The following is a 13,372-nucleotide window of genomic DNA, read 5'->3' on the forward strand; positions in this document are numbered from 1 at the left end:
CGACCTCCGGTGTTTGCAGTGAATATCGACGCAGGATTCCTAGTTTCGCTTGAATTGATGCCTACGATAATTTCACGTCGCGTCGTTCCGGTGTGCCGCTACGCGGCAGCCTGATGATGAATTCCGTATGATCGCCGGGCTCGGTATCGACATCGATGCTGCCGCCGTGCTGTTTCACGATGATGTCGTGGCAGATTGAAAGGCCAAGGCCAGTTCCTTCGCCTGCGGGCTTGGTTGTGAAGAATGGATTGAATATTTTCTCTCTCACGTCGGCCGGGATGCCGGCGCCATTGTCGCGAATCCGGATCTCGACGGCGCCGCCGAGATTTGTCGTCGTTGCGCGCAGCCTTGGCTCGAAGCCGTCGCCGGCGGCGTCCTTTTGTTTGCTCGCCGCGTAGAAGCCATTTGAAACGAGATTGAGGAACACCCGCGTGATTTCCTGCGGATACAGATCGAGCGCCCCCGCAGACGGATCGAGGTTCCTTTCGAGCGTGATATTGAAGCCTGCTTTCTCGGCGCGCGCTCCGTGATAAGCAAGGTTGAGGCTTTCCTCGAGGATGGCGTTGATATCGGCCGCGCGGCGTTCGCCAGACCCTTCGCGAGAGTGCAGAAGCATATTCTTGACAATGGAATCGGCGCGCGTTCCGTGCTGCACGATCTTTTCCAAATTGCCTTGTAGCATGTGTATCAGCACGTCGATGTCCAGCCTTGCTGCCTCGCCGAGTCCGGCTGAGCGCAGCGCGTCGCCGAGTTCTTCGATGAGTTCGGAGGAAAGCGCAGCAAAATTGTTGACGAAATTGAGCGGATTCTTGATCTCATGCGCAATGCCGGCGGTGAGTTGCCCGAGCGAGGCAAGCTTCTCGGTCTGGATCAACCGATCCTGCGCATTTCGCAATTCCTCGAGCGATTGGGACAGTTCCATAGTGCGCTCGCGCAGCTCGTTCAGCAGGCGTGCATTCTCGATTGCGATCACGCCCTGGTGTGCGAAATTGGACACGAGCTCGATCTGCTTGTCAGTGAAGGATCTAACTTCCTGGCGAAAGATCGTGATGGTGCCAATCAGCTCATCGTCCTTGAGCATGGGCACGATGACGAGGGTCCGTGCGCCGGCAAGGTCGGCAAGCGCGCGAACGTTCGGGTTGCCTTCGACGTAGGGCGGCTGGGTCCTGATATCGTCGATATGAACCGTCTGATGAGTTTTCTCGACGGTGCCTAGCCCGCTCGCCGGATGTGGGCGGATGCTCTGGTATAGCCGGGTATCAACATAAGCTTGCGGCGCGTTGTGCAGTGCGACCGTGCGAAAGCCGCCGTCCTCATAGAGATTCATGGTGCCGAAGCCGGCGCCGCAAATTCGCGTCGCGTTCTCCAGCATCTTGTGAAAGACCGGCGTCAATGCGCCCGATGAAGCGCTAATGATTTCCAGCACCTCCGACGTTGCCGTCTGCCGCTCCAACGATTCATTCAATTGTTCGAACAGACGCACGTTGCCGATGGCGATGACAGCTTGATCTGCGAAAGTCTGAAGCAGGGTGATCTGCTTCTCGCCAAATGGACGAACCTCCGTGCGACGAAGCACGATCGCACCCATGCTCTCGTCATCGCGCAACAGCGGCACGCTCAGAACGGTCCGAACGTTTGAGCGAAGCGCATATTCGCGTCCGGTCGGGAACTCCTCGCCTTCGGGCCCGAGCAGGTCGTGCACATGAACGGTGCGACGGTCGATAATCGCCCGGCCGGTGGGCGATTTGACACTGATCGCCCGCCGGCTCCACACCACGGGAACTTGTCCATGATGGGCCTGGATGACGATGTCGTCGCCGTCCCTCAGAACCACCAGTGCATCATATGCCTCGCAAAGTCCGCATGCGCTTTCCACGATCGCCTTGAGCACCGGACCGACCTCGGTCGGCGAGGAAGCGATAACCCGCAAGATATTGGCGCTGCCGGTCTGGTACGTCAGCGCCTCAGACAGATCTCGCGTTCTGGTCTGCAATTGTTCGAACAGCCGTACATTCTCGATGGCGATCACGGCCTGGTCGGCAAATGTGGCGACCAGCTCGATCTGTTTTTCCGTGAAGGGCTGCACGCGCTTGCGAGCGATTACGAGCGCGCCGATCGGCTCATTCTCGCGCAGCAGGGGAACACCGAGCGCCGTGCGCTGACCAGCCATGGTGATGGACTCGTGCAGGCCGTATTCGGGATCGGCAGCGACGTCGAGGATCTGCACTGGACGGCGCTCGAGTACGGCCCGACCTGTAACCGTGCTCCGGCCTGGCGCAATCGGGTGACCCTGCAGAAACGCGATGTAGTCCTCGGAAAACCCCACCGCTGCGCCGGCTTGGTATTCATCGCCCTCGCGACGCATGATGAATGCCATCTCCGCCTCGCACAGCCGTGCCGCCGAATCGACCAGCGTGTTGAGCACGGTCTGCAGATCGAAGGTCGAGCGGCTGATCACCTTCAGCACGTCGGCAGTCGCGGTTTGCTGCTGGAGCGATTCGGCGAGATCGCGCGTCTTCGCCTGGACCTCATCGAACAGCCGGACATTCTCAATCGCGATCACGGCCTGATCGGCGAAAGTGGAGACCAGGTCGATCTGCTTGTCCGTGAACGAGTTCACGGCCTTGCGGCCCAGGAACAGCACGCCGATCGTTTCTCCGGATCGAAGCAAAGGTACGCCCAGGAGGGTCCGGTAACCGCCGGCCCTCTGCTGCTCGGGATAAGCGTATTCGGGATCAGCCAGGACATCCTGGATCTGGACAGCCTTGCCGGACAGCAGGACGCGCCCAACGACGCTGCCGCGTCCAGCATTGAGACGAATGCCCGCTGAGACCTCGGCCCACTCGGGCGAGAAATTGTACCGAGTTGCATGATAGTAGGCGCCGTCGGTGTCCTGCCGGACGATTGCTGCCATGTCGGCACCACTCAGCCACGCCGCCGATTCCGTGAGCGTGTCGAGAACCGTTTGCAAATCAAACGCGGAGCGGCTGATGACCTTCAACACATCGGCAGTCGCCGTTTGCTGCTGCAGCGATTCCCGCAAGTCGTCGGTGCGCGCCTGCACCTCATCGAACAGCCGCGCATTCTCAATGGCGATAACGGCCTGATCGGCGAAAGTCTGCAGAAGTTGCACATGGTGCGGAGCGAAGGCACCCGGCTCGACCCGCGTTACGCTGATCATGCCGATTACCGCGCCTCCGGTCGTGAGCGGAACGAACAACATGCTGCGAAAGCCGCGGGCGCGCGCGATGAATTTGATGTCGTTTGTCAGCGCTTCGGTATCGGGGGTCGGCACCACCTTACCGACCCGCGTCCTTTCAAAACTCTCGAAATCGGCAATCGGCCGCGGAAACATCTGCTGCAAAGCTTGATCGGCAGCAGAATTGGTCGGCGTGAAGGCCGCCAAATGGGCAGTGCCGTCCATGAAGCGGAATACGGTCGTCGAAAAGCCGCCGAGCAAGGCATTGGCGCGCCTCGCGATCGCATCGAATACCGGCTTCACCTCCGATGGCGAACTGGCAATGATTTTGAGGATGTCCGCGGTGGCGGTCTCGCGATCTTGTGCGGCGCGCAATTCGGCCAGGAGCCGCGCGTTCTCTTGGTGCAATTCCGCCACAACGTCCTGAGGAAGCGCGGCCATGATGAAAATCCAGGTCGCCAGCCGGTTCGCGGCCGACGACAAAATCCAATCAAGAAAGCGTCGGGAACTATTCCACCATCAGGTGCTTCCGACCAGACGTATCGTTAGTTGATTTTCAATCGACCACGCGTCAATTCGCCTCCGCGATCTACCGAAGCAGCGAGCTCCACGAGTCGCGCTGCTTTGGTCCACATGGCGGCAGATCGCCGGATCCAAGAGCGGCTATTGCCGCGGCTGATTTCGGACCGCCTCCAATCTCTCAATGCGAGATACGGTCTGATTTAATTTTGCGCTAGCTTTTTCCGCACCAATGCTTCAGACTTGCCTTTATTATGGATTTAATTTTTAAGGGCGTTCCGATGGGAAAACCTGCCGTTTCCCGCGATGCTTTCCGTGGGCCAGCGCACAGGGCCGCAAACGATTCGGCTCACGTTCTCGGAAATTGAAGCAATTCTCGGCAGGCCGTTGCCGCCGTCAGCGTACAAGTTCAACGCCTGGTGGGGAAACAGTTTGCGGAAAGCTGGGCACACGCAATCTAGGGCCTGGCTCCATGGCGGCTTTGCGGCCAGGGTTTCATTGGGACAGCGAGCCGTGGAGTTCATCGATATTGAAGAACTTCACCGCGCCGGGTTGTGCTCCGCCCGTACCGGCAAGGTCCATCAGAGATCATCGCCGAGAGCGCACGTCAGGAGCGCATCGCGTCAATCGCGTGGGCTATCAGGACCGCAACGCTGACGCCCATAAGGATAACGAGGACCCAGTTCAAAAACACGTTCGCCTCCACTTTTGGAATTGAACGCGAGCAACTGTGCACAGTCAAAAACAACCGGCCAAAACTATTAATTTCGGCTTGGGTTGAGGATTCAATGTAACTGTTGCGTCCGTTGTCGGCCCTATCGATGGAATGCCATGAATAGAAGAACCCCGACAACGCACGCCGCGAGCGAGAGCAAGTAAATACCCACGGCAAATCCCGACTCATCTCGAACTGGAGATTTAAATGGGAACTCGCATTAAGCGCCGGTCAAGCCCAAGGCTTCCAGGAAACGGTTGATATGACCTTTAACCGTCCTGCTGCGGCAATCATGGCACGGCAGCCGAAAGTCTCTACCGCGACACTCTAGCTTTAAATGACTGAATTAAATGCACTTTGCCATGGAGATTAGGTTTGATTTAATTCCGCTCTCATGCGATGCGCGCGTTCTTGAAGCAGTCTGGGCGGCTGAGGCCGGCTGGGCTCTGCTTCGGCTTAGAGAGCCTTTGGGCCAGAGCAAAACAGCAATCCACACTTCACGGTCGCGTGCACGAAACCATTTTGGCGGCCAAACGAAGCGGCGCTGAAACAACACCGTCCGATGCTGAGAGGGAGTGAGGGAGGATTAAATGCGCAGCCTAATTTTCGGGGTAGTGCTCGTCGCGCTAGCAACGATCGGATCTTCATCGTTTGTTTCGGCCGCTCTTTCGGCAACGCGGGATGCGAAGTCCGCAACGATCTCAACGCGGTTCGCGCCAGCACCAAATGCTCCCACCTGCACTTTCGCCCCTAGGCCGCGGGCAAGTTTGAGCGTGCGTTCTTGAGCGGCTGTTTTCCGAACCATGGATCGGCACTCCGCTGGTCGATCAGAACCTGATTCAATCTCAACGGCTTGAACGAATAACAATTGCGACCAAGGATAATTGCGCATTGTGCGTAGCTTGGGGATATTTGCTAATAGGTCAAGGCATCTGCATTTTCCGAATCGACGTTCCATGGTCGCTGGCTCATGCGTCGTATTCGGGGGTGTAGGTGTGAGCCAGTTTCTATCGATGCTGCTGCTAACAACAGCCGTGGTTCTAACCGTCTGCTTCGGGGTGGCGGCCTGGCGCCTCTCTGACGAAAAGGACACCGACATCACTGGCCAGATCGCACGCCAGTCCTATGGATGGAAAGCGGCACCGGCCAGATAACCCTTCGCTTGCCTCCTGCGCGCGCTCTGAAATGCCGATTGCGCTTCCCTGGCACGGTCCTTGCCAATCCCGGCCTATCTTGACCGGTCCTGGCAGGGAGCCGTTTCGCGATGAAACAGAAATCTCGAACCTCAAAGCCGCAAAGGCCTACACTGGCACACATAGCTTCCGATTTGGTGAGATTGCTTAAGGCAATACAGGATCTCGAGGGCCTCAGAGAGAAAGTCCGGCTAGCAGAAGCCCGTCGCGTATTGCACTAAGCTTGGCGGGTAGAGGCGCATTATTAACGTGTGGCTAGATCAGCGCCGTCGCCCTGAAGCCTGTCGATCGCAGGTGATCACGGCGCCCGCCGGCAGAGGTGTAAGACGGAGCAAGCTTCAGGCCGCGCGCTCCGGCCGCCAGGCCGCGTAGAGACCAACGAGTGTCCCGATCGCGGCCAGCGCGGCGGCAAGCAGCACCTGCAATTCCCCATCATCGGTGGGGCCGACGGACGACACCAATCTGGTCACGATCACGAACAGGATGCCGACGGCGGCGGCTGCACCCACGCAGAGATAGGCGAGCTCTCGCGTCAGGCTGCGGCCGAGAAGTCCGAGCGCCGTGAAATACATCGCGCAGGCGTTGGGATGAACGAACAAGGCAATGCGCGCGTAAGCGCCATAGGCGTCGAACAGGGACGCGCATCGGCGCAGGGCCGCCTTCGAGGCCACCCGCTGCAGGAATGGTCTGAAGAAACGAGCCTGTCCGTAACTCAAGACGGCGCCCAGGATGATGGCGAGCCACGCCACCACAAAGACGGAAGCATCCGCCGACTTTGGATTGAGCGCCACGGACATCAGAATGAGGGCGGTTCCGGGAAAATAGCCGAAATACGGGAAGACCGCCTCCAGCAGCACGCAGACGAACATGAAGACCAGAAACCATGACGACCCGGTCGCGCCATGGACGATGGCGTTCAGATCGAAAAGGTTCGTCCTGTACAGGAAGAGGTACATGCACATGGCCAGTACTGCCAGCGCGTAGAACGGCAACGCTCCCGACAGAAACCGTCTCATCCAACCATCGGGCTTTGTTTCGCGGACACGGCGGGGATCATCGATATCAGGACAGGACAACAAAGACGCATGGTTCATGCTTTAGGCGAATGGGATTGCTCCTGCAATCCTCGCCTCACCCTGCACACCCCATGCAATCGATCAAATCTCCATGTTCTGCGCGCCTGAAGTGCTGGACGCGGTCATGCCGTTCGACTTGCCGATTCGACTTGCCGGTCTACTTGCCGTTCTACTTGCCGCGGTATCGCAGCGCCTCCACCAGCAGCGAGAAGGCCGGGGAAGGCTGGCGCCGGCTGGCATAGTAGAGATGGTATCCCGAGAACGGCGGACACCAATCCGAGAGCACGCGGACAAGACGTCCCTCTGACAAATACGGCTGCACATGTCCCTCGGTGAGGTAGGCAAGGCCGAGGCCCTTCAACGCTCCGTTCAAGAGCAGCCCCGCGCTGTTGAACACGAGCTGGCCCTCCACCCGCACATTGAGCTCCCGCCCGTTCTTCTCGAATTCCCAGGCATACAGGCTGCCGCCGTGCGTCGGCAGACGCAAATTGAGGCAATTGTGCTGGGTCAGATCCTGCGGCGTCTTCGGGCGCTTGCGGTCGGCAAAGTAGGACGGAGAGCCGACGACGGCCATCCGGAGATCGGGACTGACGCGCACGGCGATCATGTCCTTGGCGACAAGCTCGCCGGGACGGATGCCCGCATCGACCTGCTGCGCGACGATATTGGTGAGCCCGTAGTCGATGACGATCTCGACGTGGATGTCGGGGTATTTGGGCAGAAGCTTTCCCAGCGCCGGCAGCAGGATTTCGCTGGCGGCATACTCCGTCGCGGTCACCCGAACGGTTCCGGCAGGCTTTTCGCGAAACTCGCCGAGGGCAGCGAGATCGTTGTCCATCTCGGTGAACTTGGGGCCGATGCTCTGGAACAGCCGCTCGCCGGCCTGGGTCGGAGTGACGCTCCGCGTCGTTCGATTGAGCAGCCTGACACCCAGCCGCTCCTCCAGATTCCGGATGATCTGGCTCAGCGCGGACTGAGTCATGCCAAGCTTCGCCGCCGCGCGCGTGAAGTTGCGCTCCCGCGCCACGGCCAGGAAGGCAAGAAGGTCGCTCGCGTCGTCCCGATGCATTGATTAGTCACTCTAATAACTTCATTCGAAATCTATCACCTAATCAAGGCACGGCGAAGGTCCTAGGTTCGGAGCAGCCACCAGGAGCCCTGAATCAGCATGCCAGTGACAGCCATGCAGCCCGTCGCCTCGCTTCGCGTCACGGCGAATTTGCTGCCGATCATGGCGGTCGTCTTCGCAGTCTTCCTCGTCATCGGCATGGCGATGCCTGTGCTTCCGCTTCATGTGCACGACGGATTGGGGTTCGGCACGTTCGTGGTCGGCCTGGTCGCCGGCAGCCAGTTCGCGGCATCCCTGGTCTCGCGGCCATGGGCCGGCCACGTCTCGGACAGAAGCGGGGCGAAGCGCGGTGTCATCGCCGGCCTCATCGCGGCCGCGGCGTCCGGGCTGTTCTACCTGCTCTCGCTCGGCTTCACCGAGGCTCCGCTGGCCTCGGTGACCATTCTGCTGCTGGGACGCGGCCTGCTCGGCGCCGCCGAGAGCTTCATCATCACGGCCGCGGTCAGTTGGGGGCTGGTCCTCGTCGAGAGCGGCAACACCGGCAAGGTCATCGCCTGGGTCGGTTCGGCGATGTTCGCGGCCTTCGCTATCGGCGCCCCCGCAGGCTCAGCGCTTTACGCCACCTACGGCTTTGCCGCGATCGCGCTCGCGACGACGGCAGCGCCGCTGCTGGCTCTGCTGTTCGTGATGCAGCTTCCCGCGGCGGCGCCGGTGCAGCAAGTGCGCCTGTCGTTCGCCAAAGTGCTCGGCGCGGTATGGGTGCCGGGCCTCGGATCGGCCCTCGGCAGCGTCGGCTTCGGCGCGGTGACGACGTTCGTTGCCTTGCTGTTTGCCAGCCGGGGATGGGCCAATGGATGGCTTGCTTACACGGCCTATGCCCTCGCCTTCATCCTGGCGCGCGTCTTCTTCAGTCATCTGGCCGATACGATCGGCGGTGCCAGGGTTGCGCTTCTCTGTGCCCTGGTCGAAGCCGCCGGGCAGGCCCTGATCTGGCTTGCGGCACGACCCGAGATGGCACTGGCCGGTGCCGCGCTCACCGGGTTCGGCTTCTCGCTGATCTATCCCGGCTTCGGCGTCGAGGCCGTGCGCCGCGTTCCCGTGCAGAATCGCGGCCTGGCCATGGGCGCCTACACCGCCTTTCTCGACCTGGCGCAGGGGATCGCCAGCCCCGCGCTTGGATTGATCGCGACCGGAGCAAGGCTGAACGTTTTGTTTCTCGCAAGCGCCGTCACCGTGCTCTGCGCCGCGCTGGTCGCCTGGTGGCTGCTGGCGCACCCGTTCACCGTCGAAGGACATCCGCAATGAGAACACTCGCAACCACCTTGTTGTCATTCTGGCTCATCGCCGGCGGCCCGGTCGCCGCGGACACGGCAGCCGTCAAAGGAGCAAATCCCATGTCGACATCGGAAGACATCCGCGCCGTTGCGCCGGCGCTCGAAGCCTACGCGCAAAAGTTCGTCATCGGCGATCTCTGGAAGCGCCCGGATCTTTCGCCGCGAGACCGCAGCATCGTCACGGTCGCGGCGCTGATCGCGCGCAACCAGACCGTGGAGCTGCCGGACTATCTCGCACGCGCGCTCGACAACGGGGTGAAGCCGGCGGAGATATCGGAGATCATCACGCACCTCGCCTTCTACACCGGCTGGGCGAACGCGGTGGATGCGATCCCGGCGGCGCGCGACGTCTTCAAGAGCCGCAACATCGGGGCCGATCAGCTCCCGCCGGCCTCTGGGCCGCAACTGCCGCTCGACGAAGCCGCGGAGAAGCAGCGGGCGACCCGCGTCGGCGAGCAGTTCGGGCAGATCACGCCAAGCCTCGTCCAGTACACGACCGACGTGCTGTTCCGCGACCTCTGGCTGAGGCCGGCGCTGGCACCGCGCGACCGCAGCCTGGTCACCGTGAGCGCTCTCATCGCGACCGGTCAGGTCGCGCAGATCACCTATCATTTGAACCGCGCGATGGACAACGGGTTGACGCGGGAGGAAGCCGGCGAGGTGCTCGGCCATCTCGCCTTCTACGCCGGCTGGCCCAACGCATTCTCCGCGGCGCCGGTGATCAAGGACGTCGTCGAAAAGCGGCCGCGCTGAGCGGAGACGTGCCGTGATCAGGCGCAGGGACGTGCTCATTGGCGGCAGCGCCGCCGTTGTCATTGGAATTCGCCGCGCGCAGGCGCGCGCGTCGGAAGCACAGGAGACGCACATGACCATGGACTTGGACATCGACATCAAGCGAAACGGATCGCGCCCGTCCCAGAAGGGACCGCAGGACTGGTTCACCTGCACGGTGCGCATCGACCCGCTGTTCCAGGCCCCTGATCCGGCTCGGGTGGGCGCGGGCCAGGTTACCTTCGAGCCGGGTGCCCGCACCGCCTGGCACACGCATCCGCTCGGACAGACGCTCATCGTCACCGCGGGACTGGGTTGGGTTCAGCGCGAAGGCGGAGCCATCGAGGAGATCCGGCCGGGCGACGTCGTGTGGTTTCCGCCGGGACTGAAGCATTGGCATGGCGCCTCGCCGACGACGGCGATGACCCATATTGCCATCCAGGAATCCTCCGGCGGCAAGAACGTGGACTGGATGGAGAAAGTGAGCGACGAACAATATCAGAGGTAATGGACGGGCGCTGTAGAGTGCGTTCTGACACATCGGGAGAAGCAGCGCATGGCGATCATCTTCATCACCGGCAGCGCGGACGGCCTCGGCCGGGCGGCGGCGCAATCGCTCGTTGATCAAGGTCACCGCGTGGTGCTGCACGCGCGATCGGCGGATCGCGCCGCCGATATCGGCGAGTTCGCGTCGCGTTGCGCCGGGATCGTGGTCGGCGATCTCCGCAGTGCCGCAGATGCAAGAAGCATCGCCGACCAGGTCAACGCAATCGGGCGCATGGACGCGATCATCCACAACGCCGGCGTCTACACGCGGCCGGACCGTGGCGCGACGCCGGAGGGCCATGCCGAAACCCTGGCCATCAACACGCTTGCGCCGTACATGCTGACGGCCCTGATCGAGCGGCCCGACCGATTGGTGTATCTCAGCAGCGGATTGCACCGCGGTGGAGAGGGCTCGCTCGACGACCTCGATTGGACACATCGGGCCTGGGATTCGGCCAAGGCCTATGCCGAGAGCAAGCTGCACGTTGTCGCGCTGGCGTTCGGTCTGGCACGACGCTGGCCCAAAGTCCTGAGCAACGCCGTCGATCCCGGATGGGTCCGCACCAAGATGGGTGGTTCGGGCGCCCCGGTCGATCTCCACACCGGACAACAGACCCAAGCCTGGCTGGCGGTGAGCGAGGAGCCCGCCGCTCTGGTCAGCGGGCGCTACTGGCATCATCTCCGGCGGGAGGAGCCGGCCAGTGAGGCGACCGATCCGGATTTTCAGGACGCACTCATCGAAAGATTGGGCAGGCTGACCGGAGTTCCGCTTCCGCAGGCCTAAAGCGCGATGCGATTTGGATGAATCTTCATCGCGCTTTAGGTTGTTGTTGGCGCATGATCTTTCCGGAAAGCCGCTTCGCACTTTTCCGGATCACGCTTTCGCCAGACCAAGACGGACCCTGCCCCTACCCGATCGACAGAATCTCGATCTCCTGCGCGCCCGTCCCTACGACGTCACCCACCGCCTTCCCCATCAGCGATCGCGCGACCGGCGCGACGAACGAGATCGTCCCCGCCTTGGGGTCGGCTTCGTCCTCGCCGACGATGCGGTAGGTCTGCACGCGGCCGTCGGTGCGGCTGAAGGTCACGGTGCTGCCGAAGGCGACCGTTTCGGTCGAGGTCGGATCGGGAATGAGCTGCGCGGTGCGCAGCCGTTCGGTGAGATAGCGGGCGTCGCGCAACGGCACCGCCGACTGTCGGCGCTTTTCGTTGACGTCCTCGATGGCCTGCGCGGCCTCATAGGCCTCGCGGGCCTGCTGAAGCTGCGTCTGCAACGCAAGCAGGCCTGCTTCCGTCACGAGGTTGGGATGCGGCGAGATCGGGCGATCCGGCAACAGCGTCTCGGACGCGGTTTCGGCGCTTTCTTCCTTGGTAAAGGCGACGCTCAATTCAAAGATCCTGTCGAACTGTCCGGGGGTGGCGGCGCCGCGCGCCGCTGATTGCCCCAGACTATATCTCAAGTTCGACGAAACGACGGAGCTTGAAGACGAGATCAGGCATGGCCTGGCGGAACCGCGTCGCGTTCTGGAAATTGGTCGAAAACGGCGCGAAGGTGATCATGGCGTTCCAGTGCCTGTAACCGTAGACCGTGACCGAGGCGCCGGTCGCCGGGAAATTCTCCAGCTTGCGCAGCTCGCCAAGCACGAGATCGGCAATCGCTTCCGCCGGCAACAACTGCTTGCCATCCCGCGTCGTGGCGATTTTCGCAGGCGGCTCGACCGGTTCCGCAGTGGCTGGCGCGGTGGCGGGCGCACCCTCCTGCCCGGTCGACGTCGCCTCGGGGACGGGCGCGGCGACCGCGTCCGCTCCGTTCGACGGCACTGCCGGCGGACCCTCGGTGAGCGGCGGCGGTGCAACACTGTCTGCGCGCTTGTTGCCACCAAGGATGCTGCTGATCATGGCCACAAGGCCAGCATCCTTCACGTCGTCACTCATCACTCCCCCCAAGCTTCGGCCTACTTTAGCACTGCACTCGCAGACCGCCACCGGGGATATGAGGTCGGCAGCCGCCCGGCCAGCGCCCATCTGGGCAGGCACCGCCGGCGCAACGGCTGATCACGTCGCGCCGCCGTGCGATCCGTCACTGCTTATCGAACGGAATATATTGCTGGTACTGCTTGGGCACCGAGCTGCGATAGCGCGCGGGCACGGTGCCGGTGTCGACGGAGTGGTCGATTTCCTGCCGCCGCGTCATCTTCTTCTTCGCCGGCTTCTTCGACGCGCTCTTCTTGGAGTCGGTCGGCTGGCTGGACGTGTCGGTGGTTGCACTCGGCGCCGCCGTCGTGGCCGGCGCAGTGGTTGTCGCCGCAGGCGCCGCGGTTCCGCCGGCAGCCGGCGTGCTTTGGGCCAGGGATTGGGCCAGGGCATGCGGCGTTTGCGTCATGAGCGCCAGCGCTGCCACTGCAGCCAGCAAATATGTTTTCTGCATCAGAACCTCCAAATGCCTTGATCCGTATGAGGCAAGCCTAGTCCCACGGGATCGAGGCGTGCAAGTTCGCCGAGGATAGGTCGGAACCCGTGCGCGAACTGTGGCCGAGATCACAGTGCAAGCCGCTGGCTGCGTCACGATGGTCCTCGCTTCGAACGCATCCGGCGTCGCAGACACCAACACAGCATGACCCCGCGTCAGACAGGCCACGGGAACGCCAAGGCTCGGTCGTTTCACCCACCATTGAAGGAGATCGAAATGCGTCGCACCATCCTCACGCTTGCATCGTTCGCAACGCTGATCGCCGCATCGTTGTCGGCGGCCCCGGCCCAGGCCGGAAACGACAGATACTGCCTGCAGGGCCGCAACTGGGGCTATCCCGGCAACTGCCAGTTCGCGAGCTATCAGCAATGTGCGGCGACCGCTTCCGGCACATCGGCCTATTGCGGCATCAACCCGCGCTACGCGTACTCGCAGCCGTATCATTACTGATGACGTAGGTGGTGAGACTCCCTCTCC

At 61.9% G+C, this 13,372-nt stretch carries 13 protein-coding genes; 6 read left to right on the top strand and 7 right to left on the bottom strand.

Going from position 1 to position 13,372, the window contains the following annotated elements; translation table 11 throughout:
- Positions 1–61: 61 nt before the first annotated feature.
- A complete protein-coding gene (locus RAD04_RS07655) occupies positions 62–3,640 on the bottom strand; it encodes a GAF domain-containing protein (protein WP_461623274.1) in 3,579 nt (1,192 codons plus the stop codon).
- 384 nt (positions 3,641–4,024) lie between these two features.
- Here RAD04_RS07655 and RAD04_RS07660 point away from each other — a divergent pair, with 384 nt between their 5' ends.
- Positions 4,025–4,375, top strand: a complete 351-nt coding sequence (locus tag RAD04_RS07660) for a DUF7662 domain-containing protein (RefSeq protein ID WP_461623275.1) — start codon at positions 4,025–4,027, stop codon at positions 4,373–4,375.
- A 644-nt stretch (positions 4,376–5,019) separates the two neighbouring features.
- Here RAD04_RS07660 and RAD04_RS07665 read toward each other — a convergent pair.
- The 3 genes from RAD04_RS07665 to RAD04_RS07675 form a co-directional block, all read right to left on the bottom strand.
- Positions 5,020–5,391, bottom strand: coding sequence for a hypothetical protein (locus tag RAD04_RS07665; protein ID WP_461623276.1), 372 nt, complete (start codon positions 5,389–5,391; stop codon positions 5,020–5,022).
- Between the two features lie 573 nt (positions 5,392–5,964).
- The gene (locus RAD04_RS07670; protein WP_461623277.1) at positions 5,965–6,642 is read right to left on the bottom strand and encodes a hypothetical protein; all 678 of its coding nucleotides are present in this window, start codon (positions 6,640–6,642) and stop codon (positions 5,965–5,967) included.
- 229 nt (positions 6,643–6,871) lie between these two features.
- Entirely contained in the window at positions 6,872–7,771 is a 900-nt protein-coding gene (locus tag RAD04_RS07675; RefSeq protein ID WP_461623278.1) for a LysR family transcriptional regulator, read from the bottom strand.
- Between the two features lie 99 nt (positions 7,772–7,870).
- On the opposite strand from RAD04_RS07675, the gene RAD04_RS07680 reads away from it, so the two are divergent.
- The 4 genes from RAD04_RS07680 (at position 7,871) to RAD04_RS07695 (ending at position 11,206) form a co-directional block, all read left to right on the top strand.
- Positions 7,871–9,076, top strand: coding sequence for an arabinose transporter (locus RAD04_RS07680; RefSeq protein ID WP_461623279.1), 1,206 nt, complete (start codon positions 7,871–7,873; stop codon positions 9,074–9,076).
- Positions 9,073–9,858, top strand: a complete 786-nt coding sequence (locus RAD04_RS07685) for a carboxymuconolactone decarboxylase family protein (RefSeq protein WP_461623280.1) — start codon at positions 9,073–9,075, stop codon at positions 9,856–9,858. The genes RAD04_RS07680 and RAD04_RS07685 overlap by 4 nt, the downstream gene beginning before the upstream one ends.
- Positions 9,859–9,988: 130 nt before the next feature.
- Positions 9,989–10,384: a (R)-mandelonitrile lyase gene (locus RAD04_RS07690; protein ID WP_461623657.1), complete on the top strand. Its 396-nt coding sequence runs from the start codon at positions 9,989–9,991 to the stop codon at positions 10,382–10,384.
- Between the two features lie 48 nt (positions 10,385–10,432).
- Positions 10,433–11,206: an SDR family NAD(P)-dependent oxidoreductase gene (locus RAD04_RS07695; RefSeq protein ID WP_461623281.1), complete on the top strand. Its 774-nt coding sequence runs from the start codon at positions 10,433–10,435 to the stop codon at positions 11,204–11,206.
- 124 nt (positions 11,207–11,330) lie between these two features.
- Here RAD04_RS07695 and greA read toward each other — a convergent pair whose 3' ends face one another.
- The 3 genes from greA to RAD04_RS07710 form a co-directional block, all read right to left on the bottom strand.
- Positions 11,331–11,813 (bottom strand): transcription elongation factor GreA, encoded by a 483-nt coding sequence (gene greA / locus RAD04_RS07700; protein WP_461623282.1) that lies wholly within the window; start codon positions 11,811–11,813, stop codon positions 11,331–11,333.
- Between the two features lie 61 nt (positions 11,814–11,874).
- Positions 11,875–12,360 carry a hypothetical protein gene (locus RAD04_RS07705; RefSeq protein ID WP_461623283.1) on the bottom strand — a complete coding sequence of 162 codons (486 nt, stop codon included), beginning with the start codon at positions 12,358–12,360 and terminating at the stop codon, positions 11,875–11,877.
- A 145-nt stretch (positions 12,361–12,505) separates the two neighbouring features.
- A complete protein-coding gene (locus RAD04_RS07710; RefSeq protein WP_461623284.1) occupies positions 12,506–12,853 on the bottom strand; it encodes a hypothetical protein in 348 nt (115 codons plus the stop codon).
- Between the two features lie 258 nt (positions 12,854–13,111).
- Between RAD04_RS07710 and RAD04_RS07715 the strand changes: the two genes are divergently transcribed.
- The gene (locus RAD04_RS07715) at positions 13,112–13,345 is read left to right on the top strand and encodes a DUF3551 domain-containing protein (protein WP_461623285.1); all 234 of its coding nucleotides are present in this window, start codon (positions 13,112–13,114) and stop codon (positions 13,343–13,345) included.
- The last annotated feature ends 27 nt before the right edge of the window (positions 13,346–13,372 follow it).

Source organism: Bradyrhizobium sp. 25ACV (genome assembly GCF_054863005.1).